The sequence below is a fragment of the Pseudomonas sp. DSV-1 genome (genome assembly GCF_035830915.1).
GTDB lineage: Bacteria > Pseudomonadota > Gammaproteobacteria > Pseudomonadales > Pseudomonadaceae > Aquipseudomonas.
Window position 1 is genome coordinate 271,450 of record NZ_JAYMYG010000002.1, and the last position, 18,907, is coordinate 290,356.

The following is an 18,907-nucleotide window of genomic DNA, read 5'->3' on the forward strand; positions in this document are numbered from 1 at the left end:
TCGGGCACACGGTATTATTCATATTGAATACACGCCTAAGCGTGTAGTTAATTTATGGCTAAAACGTGTCATGACCGAAAATCAATTTGATGTTTGCGCCCATCTAATAAGGTCGCGAAAAGGTGTCGCTCATAAGGCTGCTAGACTTGTTCTAGTGGATGGACTCAATGCTGAGCAGGCGCGAATAATGCTGTCAAATAGTGATTTAACAGATCAACAAATAAGTAATGCAGTTCGGCGCTATGAACGTGCGCACAGCCTGATATTGACTGCGTACAACTGCCGTTAACCATGGAGTGAATGAAGCATGTATGTGGTGAACAGGAAGCTTGGCCCAGTACGAAAGTTGGATGACGCTGAAATTAAGGCTTTGTGCGAGTTTCAACGAACAGGGGAGTCAGTGAAGGCAACTACCCTTCTCCGCAATGTGCATCGTGATTCGCACTGGATTTCATGTGGTTGTGTAGAGCCAAGACCAGTGTTGAATATTGCCTTGCTGGAAGGTGGCCGATACGTGCTGCGCAACAATCCATCTTGCGAGATGCACGCCCTCACCTGCCCGTTCATTAAGGCCGAAACTTCCGTGCTCACCACCTCCAGGCTCAATAGCAACATTGCTCTTGAGAGAATCCATCCGGAGACCTTCATTCCGCTGCACGTCAAGCGCAGTCCACAAGGTACTGGCGTGCCCGCCAGTGGAAGGGGAAGGCGCGTGCTCGCCCTTCTGCTCTCGATGATCGAGCGTGCAGGGGTAAGCATTTATGATCCTTCAAAACCCATAGCCATCAGCAGTCAATACGCCGCTTTGCGGGATTCCGCTATGGAGTTCAGCATGGCTGGCGGAACTCCATTCGGCGGATGGCTGGATACCCACATTGAGCCTATTCGCTTGTTCGGTATGGCAAAGCGGCTTCGTGCAGAGCCTCATCAGGCCGCTGTGCTGAAATGGGGTGCAATGCTGGATGTGGTTGACCAGATTGGGGCCCGAAGTATTACCTCTGGCGGTGGCCACATAATGCCCTTCTATGGAAGGTATGAGTGCCAGTTCAGGTCTGACTCCCCTACCCTCGCCTTGGTAACAATCGCGGAGCTAGATCGCCCAGGGTATTTTGAGTTATGTCATGTCGCAGCTGTGCCAGTATTAAGTAAGGCCAATCTCTTTCCAGTTGTAAGTGCAGCCGAGCGCGCCCCTTTAAAAGAGTTATTCGGCCTTGTTGATTGGATTCACAAAACTTCTGGAAAGCCGCTAATTTTGAGAAGAAATATATTTGACCCTGTTACTAATCATTTAATTGAGCTACGATCAAATAAGGTTCGATTTTTCATTGATCTTAGTTCTGATCATCATCCCCCACTTATTTCTGATATTGATTCAAACATACTGAAGCTTTCTGAACTTGGTTCAATTGCAAAGCTCAAAAAGGTAATAGCTTCCAGGGTGCTTAAGCCAGATGCCAAATAACTTGATTGTGTCACCCCGCGTGCATTCGACTCCGACCATTCTGAGTTCGGAGCGTGGCCATGTGTACACCGTAGAGTTCGCTATGAATGCCTTTCTCGGGCGTTTGGCTGATAACAGTAAGGCCACGGTGCGCCACGGATTAAGGAAGGCCGCTGATGAGTTGGGCTATGAAGACGTACCTCTTCAGCTCGTGCCATGGGACCACATCGATGAGCCCGTCTTGCGGCAATTGGTCGAGCGCTGGCGCGGGACTGTGTCCAATGCCTCGATCCGCATTTACATCTACGCGGTGCGTGGGGTTGTTGAGTCTTGCGTGAGCCATAGGCTGGTTCATCGTGATCAGTATGAGCCTATGCGCAAGGTTCGGGCACCAAAAGGCACCAACCGCATTGGGCTCGGCCAGTACATCAAGGAGAAGGACCGGCGCAGACTTTTACAGAGTTGCGAGGATGACGAGCGCAAGACTCTTGCGATGCGCGACAAGGCTATGTTGTGCATTCTGTTCGGTTCTGGGATACGGCGGGCGGAAGCAACTCGGCTTGTGATTCAGGACATCAATCTTGATGAGGGCACCTTCCAGGTGGTGGTCAAGGGGGATCATCTCGTCGAAAAATACCTGACTGCTTGGGCTATTCCTCCTCTCAGGGAGTGGATAGCGGAGCTGGCCAGCCTGAAAATCAAATCTGGCCCGGTTCTTCGTCGCATGAGCAAGGGCGGCAAGCCGTTGTCGCCGATGAGTCCAAATGGTTTGTGGAGAGCACTTGGTGAACGATGCATTCACGCAGGCGTGCAGCCGATTAAGCCGCATGATGCTCGACGAACGCTGGCCACCGACCTGATTAGCGAGCATGGCCTCAACATTGCCAAACTTGCTTTGGGACACCGCGACATCGCGACAACAGCGATTTATGACATGACTGATAGAAATGCCATGCAGAATATTTTCAGCAAAAAGACCGAATAATCATTGATCTACTGCTAAACGAGCTAAAGCCCGCGCATTTTGCGGGCTTTCTTGTTTCTGCTGGATCGAATTAATAAAAAAATATAATATTTTTATATTGCTCTTCACCGGTAGAAACCGTAATATGTGAACTATCGAAGGCAAACAAAACTACGAACACCGAGGGCTTAAAATGAGCAAGGAAACCAAGCAGTCTGGCGGTATCAACTCTCTGAGCAAACTGCGTACATACTCTGAGAGCGGAATCTCGCGTACAGATGCCCACGGTGTGGTGCCAGAAATGCTGCTCGAAGAAGAAGGCTTTAATAGCCGTGGCGCGTTCGCACTTGATTATTGGAACAGGCCCGATGTTGTAGCTCATGTTCGTGGTTTTGCAGAGTCATACAAAGCTGGCCGGTTTGTGCCGCCAATTGTGGTCGTTGTACGTAACGGCGATGTCCTGGTACGTGATGGTGCTCACCGTCGTCGCGGCCTTATGTTGGCAATCTCTGAAGGCGCTGTGATTGAAAAGATCTACGTCGTCGAGCAGAAAGGCGATGAGGCTGAGCAAGCAAAGCTCGTATTGACGGCGAACGATGGGCGCCCTCTTTCGCCTTTAGAGCGCGCAGTCCAGTACGGCAAGCTTGTGGCATGGGGTTGGTCGGTCGCACGTATCGGTAAAGAGGTAAACAAGACTGCAGAGCACGTGCGCACCACACTACCGCTGCTCGAATTGCCAATCGAGTTGAAGCGAATGATTGCAGAAGAAACACTCGCGGCTACTTTGGCACTATCGCTTTATAACGTGCATGGTTCAAAGGCAGTTGAATATGTAAAACAAGCTGTTGAGGCCAAGGCCAATGAACCTGAAGTCCTTGATGAGCTGGAGCAGGCAGTACTTCGTGTGGCCGAGGGGCTGGCACCTGCTGAGAGTGGAACAGGCTCTGATGAAGGAGGTGAAGGCAAGACAGTAGAGCCTCAAGCCGAAGCGCCAGCGCCGGAGCCGACTCCTCGCAGGATTAAGATCACTGGCAAAGATGTTGCTAAGTTAACTGGTACTACGCCGAAAATCAGTAAAAAAACAGTTAGCTTCGTCCATAAGAGCTTCGAGGCTTTGGCTGAACGCATTGATCAGATCACGCTTAAGGGTGACCGCTTTGTGATGGAGATGAGCGCAGAAGAGTTCGAAATGCTGAAGGAAATGAAGGCTCAGTTGATCGCTGTCAGCAAGCCTGAACCAGATCAAAAGGACCAGGCGCAAGCTGATCTGCTCGAAGGTCAAAACGAAGCCGCAAATAGCACTGGCCAGACACTGCAGTAATTTGGTGAAGTAGAATCCGAAATAATTTAGGGGCCTTGAATGGCCCCTTATGTTTGCGGGCCAAAAAGTTTGTTTGTTTGTTTGTTTGTTTGTTTTTCCTGCCTTTCTTGGGTAGACCCACGACATACTGCGACGCTCAAGCTGAATGATTCATCTGACAAATTCACAATCAAAGGAGGGAATGATGGTTCGTAAAATGGTTACTCTCGGTCTACTCACACTACTGCAGGGATGCACTACGAACGAAGTGGCCCCTACCCTAGCCTCTAACCCAAACGTGAAGACGGTGTTAGGTGGCCAAGGCTATCCCGTCCTATCCTCCATCCGCTTTGTCAGCCCTAAAGCATCAACGCTCGACCAAGCTGCGCTGTGTGCCAAGGCGGGCGTTGAGGGCCTAGAAGCTGACCCCGTTTTAATCGGCCACAATGTGCAAGTGTCTGGTACCAGTTCATTCGAGCCGCCGCCGCCATCTATTGGGAAGCCCTTCAGGTACACCCTATTGATCAGCACTGGAACAGCAACGGTCTTTACTTTCGACCGGATTAGGTACACGGCAGCAGGACCTATCGGCGCCATTTCTGACAATGGGGCAGAACAAGCTTACGAAGCTATGCGTGAGATCGCGGATAGAGTTGAACAGTGCCTGCCTTGATTGAGGGCGCTGGCCATGGAAAATCCAGATGAGTGACTTGCGGACAGCTGGAGATCTCCCCAGCAAAACAGTTGTCGAGTACGCAACCATAAAGGTCGAGATTCCACATAGGTTGATCCCTACAAACCTTAGGCAAGAGTTCTACGAGAGCGAAGACATTGTTAAAGGCCTCTATGTGTCCCCTACGGGAAGACTCACGTACAAAACTCTGTATTTGGAAAGTGAAGCTTTGGCTCACAAGTTCGCGGCCCAGCTGGCTGTCATTTTTAGGGGCCGACCATACCGCGACCATTACAAATTGTCGGTGTCGGTTGAACGGACGACGAAGGTAGTTACAGCCACCAACGGGAAAATTCATCATTCAGCCGTGGTGGCCAACAACCTTATCGGATGACTCAAAGCCCGCGTAGGCGGGCTTAATATTCCTGTCGCAGCCACCTCCAAAACTGCATCTCTAGCGGTGGCCTACATCATCGACAGATTAGGTTGGCTGGATTTAGCGGTGACATCTGCAAATGCGTACCCTGCTATCGGTGTGTCAGCAGCAACCGTTTTGCATACCGTCCGGGCCCCAGTACTCCAAGCGAGTGTGGCATCCTCAGTACAAACCCCGACGATCCCAACCTTGCTCAGCATGGCTTTGGCTCCTTCAATGCCTTCTTGTCGACCCGCGATTAGGCGGAAGACTGCAGAACCAGGTAGTGCATGCGCTGGGTCAATTTTGATGACTGGGCTCAGTGTTTTCAGGTGCTGCTCTGATAGCGGGTCAGCCCAAGGTAAGAACTGGCTTGGTATGGCTGTGAACATCAATTCCTGCTGCAGGGCCTTGGCCTCAGCCAACTGTTGCTTGTTGTGCTGGTCATTTACAGCCAGTGGCGAGCTAAAGTCGGCCAGTTGGGAGTGCCGCGTAGACAGCAGGTGAATTGCCGACTCGACAACTTCAAGTGCTCGCTCTTGATTGCCCCACAGGCTCTTGCAAGCCGTGTGCACGCCCCCTTTGATCATTACGCCCCCAAGGTCTTGGATTGCAAGGCTGTCGCCATTGAGGGCGTCAGGCGTTGGCTTACACAGCGCCAGCGGCAACAGTGGAGCGTGTGTGAAGGAAGGCTTGAACAACAGCACTTCCGCCGTGCTCTGCTGAGCCCCCGTTATACCCATTGAAGACAGCAGGTCAGCTGCTTGCTTGCTACCCCCCAAGTCGTTGGCCAACTCCTCAAAGCAGGCGCGCCCAGTCAGGCCAGCTGCATCGATCTGCTCAACTCTTCCATCTGGGTAATCGCGAGTGAATTCGTCAGCGGTGTATCTGTTGCATGTTTTGAGTTGCAGGGTGCCGCTCCCAACAACCTGATACAGGCCATTGATGCCCAGCGTTGAAAGCACCTGCAGCACCATTGGGCTCTGTTGTGACAGGGGCTTGTTCCACTGCAGCAGATCTTCACTCACCAGACCTTTGAATGATTTGCCAGAGCTGGAATGTTCAATTGCCCACACCAGGGCATTCGAGAGCTTATCGACCATATTGCGTTGGTAGCTTGCTTGCGGGGTGTCAGCCCGAGCATCCATTCGTGCTTGGTTTATACCCTGTCGTAAACTTCGAATGTGTTCAGCGAAGATGTCCTCGATCCTTGCCTTCCCTGCCAATCCCTTGCGGTTGCGCGTCAGAAACTCACTCAGGTGCTTGGGCGTATCAGTGGCTTCGCACATCGCTGCTATGTTTGTCGCACTCAGGCGGATGTTGCCGAGATGATTGACGTAAAGCCTGTCCGAGTTGGCCAAGTATTGGTCTGCTGCACTCATTGGCACCACGTGGCCATGTGGTTTCCCATGATTGCTCAGGGTGAACTGGCGGGCCCGCGCTCGATCTCCAACGAATGACATTGCTGGTGCTGCAGGGACGGGGCCCCACTGTGAGCTTTCATTCAGGGTTCTCTGTATCGCTGAGCCTACTACCGCTTGCGCAACGTCAAAGGTGACATAGCGATTTTCCCCATCCCGGTTGCGATAAATCGCACCGTCGTAACCTGCCTGTTGAATCCATTTGTTGCACCGCGGATTCTTGATAATGTCTTCAATGCCCAGTTGGCCATCACGCAGTAGGTCGCCCACGATCAGCCCAGCTTTCCGACGGCCAAGCTTGTCGTTCAAGTCAGTAATTGCGATGTGCGCGCTGTCCGTGACAATGAAGGGTGACCGTATTGCCAAGATCGCTGGCGTCACTTTGCCTTGGGCGTCAGGGCTTGCAGCATTCAGATCCGCAAACGTATTGAAGGCGTTACCAGGATTGTCCCGCACAAACACGAGCCGTGGCTCGCCAAACTGATTGATGCAGCTGCTCCCTTCAAACCAATGGTCAAACAGTGTTGATGCGGGCGGTGTAATCGAAGCACCAGGTACTGGGCTCAATGGATTGCTGTGCTCTTGCATTAAAACCTTCGCGTCCTGCTCAAACTCGAAAACACTTCGGATGTTCGCTGTGTGAAAAACCATCCACTCAGGATCTTGACCCACGGTCCCATCTCCGCTGTAACAAACGCTGTCATAGCCGTTTGATTGGGCATCGCGTGCCTGCTGCTTATCGTCGGTGTAGAGAGTGTTCTCGCACCTCAGATAGACCGGCATGACGATGGGTACAGGCACTGCGTCAGCTAAGCCAAGAGTGACGGCCAAATCTTTGATGTCGTCCGGCATGTCGCAATCGTGGTGCTCTGCGAAGAGGTTGATATTCTCGCGTGGGTGTATCCCCGCACTACCTTCCACGTACTCAGAAAGGTCCATAAGGTCGTTGATGTCGAAACCTTTCGAGAGGCACATATCCCGCATGTTGCAGAACTCATCCTCGGAGTATTTGGCCCAGATTGCATGGCCCTCTTCCACCAACCCCTTTAGCAACTGAGTGATCGTGGGCGGCAGCGCCTTCTCGGCTGCTTGGTAAAGGTCGAACTGCCGGAATAGTTGGTTTCTTGCCGCTGTTGCGTACGAGCTGGCCACATCGGGCGATGGCGAAAAGTGAAAGGCATCACCTTGATAGCCGTTGTTCAAGATCGAGCGATGGCGCGCTGCGTCGAAGTTCTCGAATGCAGCCATGGTGCCGTGGTAGAACACCGTGGGTTTGCCATCGGCGCCGACGGTGCTTGATTGCCGCATCCACTGACTAAGCGCGTTGCTGTCACCTACTGTCGCGTTCTTTGTTGCTGGCGCTTGTCGTGCTTCCCAGAATGCTTTGGCGCTGGATGAGGTGTTGGCAAGCGAAGGCACCAGCTTCTTACCTGTAAGGCTCTCAATCGCGTTGTAGGCCGTACTTGCAACACCTTGGCGGCGGAAGTCAGGGTGAACCATTGCCGCTGCATTAAGGTGCTGACCAGCCCCTTCAGGTGCGGGGCCATATAGGAAGCTGCCTATGACCGAATCATCCAGTGCTACAGCGAAGATCTCGCCGTGATACGTCCTGGAAGCCGCATCAGTTTTAACCGCGAACAGATTCATCGCTTTGCCCGCGTGAAGCAGTTGCGCGTTATCGTTCAAACCAGTGCGCCAGCCTTGAGTTTTGATTGCCCATTCAAAAGCGCTGTCAGCACGGCCATACGCTGTCGCTTCGGGTGCCATGGTCGAATTAGCGAAGACGCGAAACTTGCGACTTACCTTTATTAGGGATGACTCAACATCGATTGTGTCCAGTGGGAACTTAACCGCACGTTGCTCTGCGCTCATGTCGATACGATGTTGAGTGTTGCGAGCCTCTACTTCTCCTGCCTCATGGAAATAGAGTTCGAAGGGCGACATGACACTGCGACGAAACGAGGTGACATTGCTATCCCAGTTCCCTTGCTGGCGCCATGTACCAACTCGCTCGATGATCTGTTGCGAGTATCCGGACAGCTCCGCAAACTTTTCAGGTGTACAACCAAGTGATTTGGAGTGGTCATGGATCTCTATGTAGGCCAGCATGCTCGACTTCAGTTCATCACTGGTGGTCTGGTCACTTTCAAAATCGCTGACCATAGCGCCCGGCCCAAAGCCCTCTATATGCTGGATGCAATGTTGGGTCTCGTGGGCAAGCACCTCTTCAAAGGTCGGCCCATCTGACCTCAGGGTATATGGCGCTGCCACATACAGAGTTGACTGGGCGAAGGATCGATGAAAACCAAACGATCCCAATGTCTCATCACCAGGCATGCGCTCAACTGCCACCACATTAAGTTTTGCCAGCTGTGGGTACGCGGCATACAGCTCAGGGTGATCATAGAACTGGCTAAGAGGGACTCCACTGCGACGGTGGATAGACTCTTCTACCCAATCGACGAACCGATCTGGCTCAGTCGTGGTTACTTCTGCTTCGTCCTTCTCGTGGTCATACCCACGAATTCGCGCTTTACTGTCATCGATCTCAAAACGCCAATCGCCGTCAGCACCGAACATCCATCCTGTGCTCTTCCATATGTCGTCTGCTGAGACATCTTGCTCAGCCAGTAGCTTTGCTTGTTTTAGGCGGGACAAGTCACTGGTTGCCGCGTTGGTGCCAGCGAATGCAAAGCGGATGTCTGGATTTGCTGAGTAAAGGCCAGTGTTGCCACTGGCAGACTTCACCTGTGCGGCGGAGAAAACCCCGAATGTCAGATGGTCGTTCTCAGTCAATTTGATACTGTCGAACCCGCAATGAGTGAACAGCTGTTGAAGTGCAGCTGCCCCGGCGCCACCAAAGTGGCTTGTTCGGTTCATCCAGAAGTCATGACGCCTGTAATAAGGGCCGCTCTCCTCCACGCGGGCAGCTTTGGTGATTGTCTTCACCAAGCTCGCCACGAGCATTACGTCAATATGCCGACCAGATGCCTCCGTCTGGCGTACGAGTTCATCGCGCAGCTCGCCAACCTTCAAAGAACTAGTGGATAGCTTGTCGCCGTCGAATGGGGTTTTGACGTTCAGGTAAACAGGCATCACTAGAGCACGGTCAGCCTCAAGCGCTGGCTGCGAATAGCGGGCCATGTCTTGCCGCAACTCGGCGTACTCATCCGCCAATGTTGAACCCTTGAGGGCTTTGTTGAGCCCCACATGCGTATCCGCGAGACTGATGTCTGCGGTGGCTCCAGCAATAACCGCCGAAGCTGATGCCGTATCGAACTGACCAAAGAATGTCGCCAACGCTTCGGCCTTAGACTGGGTCCCTTCATCACTAAGTGGTGCAAAGCTGGCGTCCAAAGCTGTGACTTGCCAAGCACCAGGTTGTTTCGCGGACTGAGTAATCGCGGTGAATCCGAAAGCGACGGGCAGTACCATCCCTATGAACTGCTCATTTCCCGCCAGTTGCTCGATCAACTGGTCAGTGATGCGTTCGCGTTTTTCATACTGATCAAACTGGTACTCATCGCTCTGGGTGTAGAAGTCAGCAAGAGCATCCATCTGCGTCCGGATGCCATTGTCACTGTAGGCAAAGCGCAGCTTGGCGCTGGGGGTGGGAAGTACTGGGGAGTCAGCGCTCTGCGCACGGATCAAACTCGCAAGGCGTACTTCATCCTCGTGCCAATCGTAGACAGACTGTTCAGGCGCGTCTTGGGTGTCTTGGGGGGATCTGGCCATACGCTCTGCAGCACTGAAATGCAGGCGAGCCTGCACATTGCGGGCCTCTACTTCACCCGCCAATAGACGATAGCTAAGCATGCGGCTGTCGGCGCCCTGCATTGGCCCCTCCAGCTTCACCAACCTATCGAATATGGAAAGCCTCTCTTCCTCCAGTGGTTCGATGAAGAGGTTGTAGGCGGATTCATTGGCGACTTTCTGGCCGTGGTCGTACTCGCCTCGGGCACCTTGGCGCATTCGCTCGCCAGGTGGGATCGCGGACAATACTTGCGCGATGTGCTCGGCATACTCAGCGCTCTGCTCCAGCGCCTGTTTACGTTCTCTGTATGTTTCATTGAGGGTTTTTAGTACTACTCGGCTTGTGGGCAATGCTTCGTCCGATGCCGAGCCTCCATGGGAAAACCGCTCAATCTCTTGGATGCCATGCTGCAGCTCATGCGCGAGCGCAGACAACTGCTGCATCGAAAGTGTCAGAAGCCCTTCTTCTGGCTCCGCGCCAAGTGAAATGCTGCTGTCGAGCGGAAAGAATACGGCTGTGTCAGGCGCGAGCCCAGGCTCTACTGTTACCTTTAAGTAGCGCAGTTGTGGGTAGGCATCGAATAGGGGCCAGTGATCGATTAGGTCATGGGCGCGGAAAGTCGTTGAGGTTTTATTCTGCCCCCAAAGATTCCAGCTCTCACGGGCTTTGAGCTGATTGTCATCCAGCTCGAAGCGCCACTTGCTATCGCTACCTTGGAACCAGCCAGTTTCTTGACGTACTTGCTCAGCATCGGCGCCAGCTTCGATTGCTACTTTGGCACTGGCCAGCAGCTGGCGCTCAGCGGTTTGGGCAGCAGCGCCAGCAAAGGCAAAGCGTACGTCTGGGCTATCTTTGTCAAATGTCCCTACATTGCCATAGGCTGATTTAATCTGCTCCGGGTCGAAGGCAATGTAGCTGTCAGCCTGCTCGCCACGTAGGTTCTCGACGGTGTTGAGGTACACAATACCGTCATAGCCGTGCTCTTTGATTTCGTCGACGATCTCCTCGAATGTCGTTGCGTCAGAGCCCCAAGGTAATTCCATCGCCACGGTGTCAGGTGTACCCCAGTCACCAACATCCGGAAGGCGCAGCGGGCGCTGCAGGGAGAGGTAGAACGAGTTGATGTGGCTCCCTTCGCCGTACTTGTGGGAGATAACGTTCGCCTCTTTGAAGCGGTCCTCAAGCTCCTTGAGTTGCGCCCGCTCTATTGGGTTAGGCTGGTAGGTGTAGTCGCCAATCACCTCCCATAACTCTTTGCCTTGCCGAGCAGCGTCCGCGATGATCATCTCTGTAGAAGGTTTTGCGGACTTCTCTTCCAGTGACTTTCTGAACGCTTGCATGTCCATCCAAAACTTGGTTGCACGTTCATGCAGGCGAATAAATTCAGCGTTGTCGAAGTGCTTTTCAGCTGTGTCATCCAGGCGCGTATTTGCCGCCTGCGCGTTACCAAAATGGAAACCAAAGTGAGCACTTTCTTGCTGCTCGAACACAGTGAAGTCTTTGTGGCTCCCGTGGTAAACGACCAGTGGAGCGCCAGCCGCGTCAACAACCATGGATCGTACGAACCAGTCCTTGAAGGTAGGCAGGCTGGTCAGCGGGACTGGGTTCTGTAACTTGAACCGAATGTCATTGCTGGCGCGATCAAAGCTGCCAGCATTGCCAATAGCAGATTTAATCTGGTTTGGATTGAAGACGATGACGTTGAGCCCGTCGTATTCATCGCCACGCTCGCGTTTGATGATTACTGAGTCGTAGGGTTGGCCAGCGGCCCGCGCTTCTTCGAGCTGGGTAACGATCTCGGCGCGATTGATGTCTGCTTCGATTGAGGCCGACAGCTGATCAGTTTTGATGATCAGTGGGTTCTCTGCCCGGATGAATACGGGCATAACGTTCCCGCCCTCCATGGAAGGTTTCACATATGGCGAGGCAGGATTGAAGCCAGCTGCGGCATTGGTAATGCTGTCCGCGTAGGTACTGGCCTCATTGCGTTGATCAGTGAAGTGGAAGCCGAACGAGTACGGAAAACGACTTTGAACAGAGTTGGTGTTGAACACGCTGAAGTCCATGTTCGTCCCGTGGTACACCACCATAGGCTCGCCACTGGGCGCCACCAGCTTGGATTCGCCAAACCACTGTTGGAATTCAGGGGTAGAAGTCTGAACTGCATGCTTTTGCTTGAATCGGATGTCATTGCTGGCGCGATCAAAGCTGCCAACATTCCCGATGGCCGACTTAATTTGATTCGGATAGAACGTGACTATCTGCGGTAGATCGTTGCCCCACCCAGAGGCCCCTTTCATCATATTGCCAGGTGCTGACCAGAGCATCCCGTCGTACCCCAACCCCTTCAGTTCTTCATAGCGTTCAGGGTTAGAGCGGATGGATTCGATCTCATGCTGACTTTCCGGTCGGTATGGATTCTTGATGTTCAAATATACGGGCATGACTACATCGCAATTTCGGATGTAGCTGTAATCCGTCCGAGTCGTGAAGTAGTTGGGACCGGCTTTGAATGACGTAAAGTCAGCATCAGTGCCATGGTAGACAACCAGCGGTTGCCCCTGTTGGTCAGTGATCGAGGAGCCGTCGAACCAATTCTTGAATGCGACTGTTTCGGTCGGCGAGCCGTGCTGTGGCATGTCACGGAAGCGAATGTCTGGGTTCGATCGATCGTACATACCGTTGTTCTGACTGGCCGACTTCAGCTGCTCAGGCTGGAAGGCAACCACGTAGTCAAACCGACCTGTGGCATCAGTGGTTGCGACTCCGTCGTATCCCAGACCGATCAATCGTTCAGTGAACTTTTCGGAGGTCTCATTCGCATACTGCATGGCGCGGACTTCAGCGAATGTACCGATCAGCGGGTTAACCAGGTTGGCGTGCAGATCAACCAACCGATCTCCGTAGATTTGCGCGTCGCCAGCATTCGGTGTCGTGTATACCCCGGTACCGATTGCGCCGTAGAGGCTAACCTTGAATGCATTGAAGCTGGCCGAGGTGCCGTGATAAAGCGTGAGTGGCTTCCCGCCCTCATCCACTATCTTCGAGGCACCAAACCACTGGTCAAATGGTGTTTCCACCTTCTGTAATTCAACTATCGGCGCCGGTGCCTGTGCTGGCGCTGGGCGTTGCTCGGCAGGTGTTGGTGCGCTTGCCCAGAAAATACCGTTGGCCTTAGAAAAATTCTTAGCGGTACCGTGGTAGAGCACCATCGGGGTGCCGTCGCTGTAACGCGTCACACTTCCTGCAAACCAGCGCTTGAACGCTTGGCTGTCGAGCTGACGGTGTTCAGCTGCGATTGCAGAGCCCCATCGAGCGATGACGCTGTCCAACTCTTTCGACTGAACGGGGAAATGGTGCTGGCCCAGGATTTGGACAGCGGCCTCTTTGGTGTCGAAATCTTCTAGCAGCGTGAGTCCAAGCCCATTTTGGTAATGCTCGGCGACCCACTTACCATTCGGCGCCGAGCGTATCAGCGTTAATACTGAAGCTGATGGCGTATCGGTACCGCTTATGGCTGCAAACAACCCTTGTGTGTCGAGATGACGACTGGCTCTGGACTGAGTGCTCAGTCGCAGAGTTAGTGCGCTCACTTCGCTTGCCAGCAGGCGTGTTACCTCGTCAGCGCTATTGCTAGCCTCGGCAACTGCGCCAGCCATGCGCACAAGTGTCTCGGCGCCATCAGTGGCCTGCATGGTTCCAAGGGCGTAGACGTACGCTATCTGTTGCTCAAGCGGCAGGTGCTGCAGTGCATTAACCCGCTCGCTTACCGTCTGCTTGTGCAGGACAGAAATAAAATCGCTATCGAGCTTCGAGTCCCACTGATTTAGCGCCGTGGTGCTGTGTTGAATGTCCGCGACGTGGAAGTCGACCGCTTCACGCGCCAGGGTAGCGATGTCATGGGCATCGAGCTTGAAATCCTCCAGCTCGCCTTGGCGTTCCAGTTCGCGCATCAGTGGTGTGCGATACAACCAGGTGCGCAAATCCCTGATACAGCGTTGGCCCAAGTCGAAACCACCCTCACCCCCTTCTTTGGCCTCGATGTCAGCCGCTGCCAGTTGAATCAGGTGAGCAAGATGTTCGCTATCGAGATTGGAGGGATCGGTGGAGTTCGGCACTTGCATAGAGGCCTGAACCGCGTAGGTATCACCCTCGCTAAGGAGATGATTGAAGCGTTGGACGATACGGCCATAATCGCGCCCGAGCATGGATCGCAGAGCGGCGTGCTCGCCGACCTCATGCAAGAAAACGCTGCACACGTCTTCAGGGGCAGTATTGGCACCAATGAGGTATACAGCCCCTTCAAAGGTGATTCCCGAGACTCTGTCACGCCCGCCAATTAGGTAAACCTCATCCTGCAGGCTGGGAGGCAGATCATCAACGGTGCTCACCAGGTGCAGCTTGCCCGCCAGTTCGAGTGTCGCTATTGGCGCTTCACCGTAGTAGCTGGATAGCAGCCCACGCATTGCCTCAGGAGATGATTTTATAGCAGGTGGAGTCTCGCCCACCCTCAGCCTCACCGCTTCGTCGGCGGAAGCGCGCAGGACTGAGTTAAGAATCGGGTTGTAGGCGCTGCGCCAAATCGCTGCGAGTGCGGTGTCGCTCAATTCAGCAAAGTCGGAGTCTGCGTCACGCATAGCCGGGACAATGTGCTCAAGCACCTCTGAATCAGTCAGGTGCTCGACCATGTAAAGATCGATCAGGCGGTTCATGCCGCCTGCACTCCTCAGGGAGATCCCAGTTTCAGCGCTGGCGCTATCAAGCCATTGCGATGACGGGGAGTGACGAAAGCGTCTACGTAGATCATCTGTAGCGGTACCGAGGTATGCGGCGGTGCCCTGCTGAATGGCCCACAGGTGCTGGCTGTGACAGGCAGCGTCGGCGCGCAGCGCGTTCACCTGAGTTGCAAAGGTTTGCTCTGAACAAGGGATTGCGCGTAGCAACTGTTCGTAGGCAATCCACTGGGCTGCAGTCCACTCGACGTTGGGCGCAAACAGCTCATCCATCGTTGGCGCGGAAGACAACATAGTGCGCCCGTTGGAGCTGGCGACAAGTAAGAGCTGGTAACCCGTAAGCTCACTGCCAGTGATCCGGCCCAATGACTCAGGGCCTTGGATGTAGGTTGGCCGATCCAGTCTTGGCGCCAGCGGATGGCTCGATTGAATAGCGATGTCCGCGCAGGCCTCACGTGTCCACTTGGCCAGTTCAGTGTTGCCAGTGGACCGACTGCGCCCAAGGAGCCAGCGCGCCATACGGCCACGATGCTCAACTTGCTGCGCTTCGATTAGTTTGGCCACGCTGTCAGGCGCCAGCAGCCGATCTAGTTCATCAGGATGCTGGCTCAGCAGTTCAGGGAATGTTCGCTGCAGTGCCGGCAACACGTTAAAGCTCGGCTCCAGGCTGGGCTCTGCGACGATCCAGCCGTAGACGGCCAGCGCCCGTATGGTCTCGTCATCGGTGGCGAGTGCAATACGGGCGTCTGTGAGGGGATGTGAGAAGACTGTTTCGCTGTCTGTGGTGTAGCCGTGAGTCGTCGTAACAAACTTTTCAAGCAGGGACTGAAGACCGGGCATGCCGCGTCACTCCGTGGAATCACCCCAAGCGAGGGCTTCGAAATAGGTCCGGACTGGGCTCAGGTTCAGGCTCCAACGTCACAGAGGAACCGGGTGTCGCGGTTTCCAATGGCTGAGACGCGTGCTGCTGTGCTTCCAGGTCCGATAATGGTTTGGTGTCCATGCCTAGGCTTTCGCGCAGGATGTTGTCTTGATGGCGGGCGTCGATCAGGGCGCTCTGCAGCTGCTTTAGAATGCTCGCTGCGCGATCTGGATTTATGGCGTCCACATCGAGCGTGTGCAGCTCGCTGGTCATCTGCTCCAGCACTTGGTGCGCATTCATGAGTTGGGGCTTGATGCTGCTGTGGAAGGCCGTCATGAAGTCAGCCGCCGCCAGCGTCTGATGAGATTCGTTGTGCGTGATGATGATGGGGTTCGAAATCTCACGGTGGGCGGCATGCTGGAAAGCCTCAAGCATATGAGCGCTGGCTTGGTACTCCTCACGAGTGCCGATCCATTCCAGGGTATCGCTGACCGGTCCCATGCTCGAATTACCGTTGATGACCACGCCCACACGAACCAAGTCCCAATTCACGGCGTCTACGCCTTGATCCTCGGCACTAGCGCGAGAAAGTGAGATAGCGTCCTTGTCGGCGTCCACGCGAATCGGTAGCAGCAGACTTTGATTAATGAAGCGCTTATCTACCGCAAAGGTCAGAAACTTCTCAATTTCTCTAGCGTCGCGGAAAAGGTAGGCCGGAGCGTCAGCGTCAATGTCCGGATCTGAAGACCAGCGCAGCTCGATTTTTTCAGAGGCGGGGCTGGCTACAACCGGAATTCCGAGACCTTGAACCTGCAGGACGATTGGCTGACGCATGGGGATGAGATCCTATAAATTTGCAGCATTGTCGTGCGCCTGACTCGGTGGAGCGGCGTTGTAGCGCACGAATGAACAGAGGTTGACCAGAAGTGTATCGACCGATTCCTGCAGACCGAAATTCGACTCACTTTTGAGGACAAGCAGGCGATTGAATGGGAACCGCTGCTCTTCCGAGTAAAAGGAATGAATCCCATCAAGGGGGTAGCTTTTGCCGCTCAGAAGCCGGAACTCCGCGAGCAGCTCTTTAAGCTCCCGCTCACCCACAAAGACGGGTTTGATCAGCTGCTGGAAATCAGCGCGCTCGCTGAATTTGGCACTGACTTCAACCAGGTAACTTTTCGGGATTGCGACAGCGCTCATGCTTCGAGCGCCATCATTGAGACCATCGAATCCGGGTCCACGCACGGCACAGTGGCTCGGGTACGTGCGGCAAGCTCGCTGGCCACATCGTCGGTGTATGCCAAGCGCGCCAGCTCCAGCAGAAAGAGTGGTGTGGCCATCTGGTCAATCCAACGAGTGGCGTTATCGAAACCATCCAGCGCCAGAGGCTGGATCAACAGGCCATCGAGCAGGTGCTCACAGGCTGTTTTTTCAGCCAGTTTGATGACGATTTGTAGAGCATGGCGATTGCGGGAGTTCCCGACATCGAGGCCCAGGCAGGACAAACCTTTGATGACCTGTCCAATGTCGTCGTTCATGACCGTGCTCAACACGTTTTTGATCGAGAGCATCGCGATCTTGATGAGCGGGGTTGATGGCGCCAGCGCTAGGATCGAAGCGCGGTGGGCCACAAGTTGGCCAAGCTGGCGCTGGCTTACGGCATAGGCTGGGTGCCACGAGGCCTCTTCATTGTGAGCAAGCCATGCGCAATAGCCATTGATGGCAGCTTGCGCGGCGAAGGTTTTGCGGTCGAGGGTAATCCAACGAAGGCCGTGGTTATCGGTGGCCACAGCATGGAATGCCGTGAAAACCCCGCTCTCCTCGCGGTCTACGCATACTTGGCCCTGCAGCAATGGTTGGAATTCGTAATTTTTGAGATTTGTCACGTCCGGCTCCTGAATTTAGACCATCCTCCTTAAGTGAGCCTCCTCACTCAAGAACGCCCCGCCCCCTTCGGGGGCTGACTGGGCACCGCGTACTTTTGAGGTACGCCTATACCTTTCACACCGCAGCTTTACCCCTTCCCCGCCGCAGGCGGCCTTTGGACGCCCTGTATCTTTCGCTGGGGTATGTCTGGAAAACCGTCTGGTCCAGTCAGGGTTCTGCTGCTCGGCTTCATCGTTAACGCTTTGAAGCTTTTAAAGCGTTGACTTAAAAGCGCTTCATGCGGTGACGCTATGAAGCTCTAGAGTTAGCGCCGGATTCTGTTGCCACAGGTTAGCGTGACCTCATAAAACGACATCGTCTTATGATATTGTACATTGCAATTACATGCTAACCGGAAAGTTTTATGGCCAGCGATATGGACAGCGTTAACGAAAAAGCTTCAAGCGCTCGCTTCACCAGCGATCATTTGCGCAATCTTGTGCTGGACCATGTCCTCGACAACCCGACGATCTTCCTTGGTGATGGCCCAGGTGCAGTTGAAAAGCTGACAGCCATGTTGGATTCGATGACGGCACTGGCTGAAAAAGTAGCGCTGCAGTCCATTGCAAACCGAATGCATTTGGAAGCATTGCCAACGTTCGATAGCCAGATTCACTCAGATCCTCATCACGATCTGAACGACGACTTACTCTATGAAATGCGTTTTAGGATTGTTGAGCAGATTGGAAACGAGCATCCCTTTAAAGATGAAGTCATGACCAAAGAGGAAGCCATTGAAGAATATGGTGAAGACTTCATCGAGCAGTATTGGGGTGGCATGGGTGAGCGTTGTCCAAATAGTGCGACCACTGCTGATCGCACTCTGTGGTTCTCAGTCGTTCGTTACCCCGTAACAGGTCAATCTCAACGCACAGTCTTTGGGTCGACGCTATGAGCGTCAGCGAGTGCTTTTATGCTAACGCTTGTATTGTGCTCACCCTGTACCAGGTCAACGCATCAATGCGTCGGCCCTACTGCTTTGAGTTAACGCTTGTAGCTCTTCAGCGAGAACACAGTGAGGCTTCTAGCGTTGACGCTTAAAAGCCTCATAGCGGGAACTGCGAAGCATCACACACAGCCCTTTCCCACAATCCTCCATTCCAGCCTAAGGGTGCCCCCCTTCGGGGTTGCGCTTGGCAGCGCAATGCGCTTGAGCGGTCGGGCCCGCTGGGAAGATCAAAAGCAATCAAGCACTGCAGATGTCGATGAAGGTATGCAGATGGTTGGGCAGTCCAGGCAGCCCCCGGAGGGGGCGGTACGGGTTTTTGATCTGAGGCGTCTACTGGGGAGGATGGTCTATTTATGGGTACCTAGATTAGGTACTCCCCTAAAAGGCGCGGTTATGGGCAATGGGAAATGTCGCGGGGGATCTACAGAAGTCGCCGCAATCGGTCTTCCTCACGGCAAAACGCGCCCCCCTC

8 protein-coding genes are annotated in these 18,907 nt (G+C 53.9%); 4 read left to right on the top strand and 4 right to left on the bottom strand.

Annotation, left to right across the window (positions count from 1 at the left end; all coding sequences use genetic code 11):
* Nucleotides 1-307 precede the first annotated feature (307 nt).
* The 3 genes from VSQ83_RS25755 (at nt 308) to VSQ83_RS25765 (ending at nt 3,726) form a co-directional block, all read left to right on the top strand.
* Entirely contained in the window at nt 308-1,462 is a 1,155-nt protein-coding gene (locus tag VSQ83_RS25755; protein WP_326427890.1) for a hypothetical protein, read from the top strand.
* 82 nt (nt 1,463-1,544) lie between these two features.
* The gene (locus tag VSQ83_RS25760; RefSeq protein ID WP_326427891.1) at nt 1,545-2,426 is read left to right on the top strand and encodes a tyrosine-type recombinase/integrase; all 882 of its coding nucleotides are present in this window, start codon (nt 1,545-1,547) and stop codon (nt 2,424-2,426) included.
* A gap of 172 nt (nt 2,427-2,598) precedes the next feature.
* Nucleotides 2,599-3,726, top strand: coding sequence for a chromosome partitioning protein ParB (locus VSQ83_RS25765; RefSeq protein WP_326427892.1), 1,128 nt, complete (start codon nt 2,599-2,601; stop codon nt 3,724-3,726).
* 1,117 nt (nt 3,727-4,843) lie between these two features.
* On the opposite strand, the gene VSQ83_RS25770 is transcribed toward VSQ83_RS25765, so the two are convergent.
* From VSQ83_RS25770 to VSQ83_RS25785, 4 genes are read right to left on the bottom strand one after another with little or no spacing between them, the layout of a single operon-like run.
* Nucleotides 4,844-15,541: an ADP-ribosyltransferase-containing protein gene (locus VSQ83_RS25770; RefSeq protein WP_326427893.1), complete on the bottom strand. Its 10,698-nt coding sequence runs from the start codon at nt 15,539-15,541 to the stop codon at nt 4,844-4,846.
* A 19-nt stretch (nt 15,542-15,560) separates the two neighbouring features.
* Nucleotides 15,561-16,397, bottom strand: coding sequence for a hypothetical protein (locus VSQ83_RS25775; protein ID WP_169872917.1), 837 nt, complete (start codon nt 16,395-16,397; stop codon nt 15,561-15,563).
* A 12-nt stretch (nt 16,398-16,409) separates the two neighbouring features.
* Nucleotides 16,410-16,760 (bottom strand): hypothetical protein, encoded by a 351-nt coding sequence (locus tag VSQ83_RS25780; RefSeq protein WP_169872918.1) that lies wholly within the window; start codon nt 16,758-16,760, stop codon nt 16,410-16,412.
* The gene (locus tag VSQ83_RS25785; protein WP_169872919.1) at nt 16,757-17,446 is read right to left on the bottom strand and encodes a hypothetical protein; all 690 of its coding nucleotides are present in this window, start codon (nt 17,444-17,446) and stop codon (nt 16,757-16,759) included. Before VSQ83_RS25785 ends, VSQ83_RS25780 begins: the two co-directional genes overlap by 4 nt.
* A 404-nt stretch (nt 17,447-17,850) precedes the next feature.
* Between VSQ83_RS25785 and VSQ83_RS25790 the strand changes: the two genes are divergently transcribed.
* The gene (locus VSQ83_RS25790) at nt 17,851-18,381 is read left to right on the top strand and encodes a hypothetical protein (protein ID WP_326427894.1); all 531 of its coding nucleotides are present in this window, start codon (nt 17,851-17,853) and stop codon (nt 18,379-18,381) included.
* Nucleotides 18,382-18,907 lie beyond the last annotated feature (526 nt).

Excerpts from the sequence above, each read along its gene's own strand:
- VSQ83_RS25755 (WP_326427890.1), top strand. The coding sequence starts at position 308 with ATGTATGTGGTGAACAGGAAGCTTGGCCCAGTACGAAAGTTGGATGAC.
- VSQ83_RS25760 (WP_326427891.1), top strand. The coding sequence starts at position 1,545 with ATGAATGCCTTTCTCGGGCGTTTGGCTGATAACAGTAAGGCCACGGTG.
- VSQ83_RS25765 (WP_326427892.1), top strand. The coding sequence starts at position 2,599 with ATGAGCAAGGAAACCAAGCAGTCTGGCGGTATCAACTCTCTGAGCAAA.
- VSQ83_RS25770 (WP_326427893.1), bottom strand. The coding sequence starts at position 15,541 with ATGCCCGGTCTTCAGTCCCTGCTTGAAAAGTTTGTTACGACGACTCAC.
- VSQ83_RS25775 (WP_169872917.1), bottom strand. The coding sequence starts at position 16,397 with ATGCGTCAGCCAATCGTCCTGCAGGTTCAAGGTCTCGGAATTCCGGTT.
- VSQ83_RS25780 (WP_169872918.1), bottom strand. The coding sequence starts at position 16,760 with ATGAGCGCTGTCGCAATCCCGAAAAGTTACCTGGTTGAAGTCAGTGCC.
- VSQ83_RS25790 (WP_326427894.1), top strand. The coding sequence starts at position 17,851 with ATGGCCAGCGATATGGACAGCGTTAACGAAAAAGCTTCAAGCGCTCGC.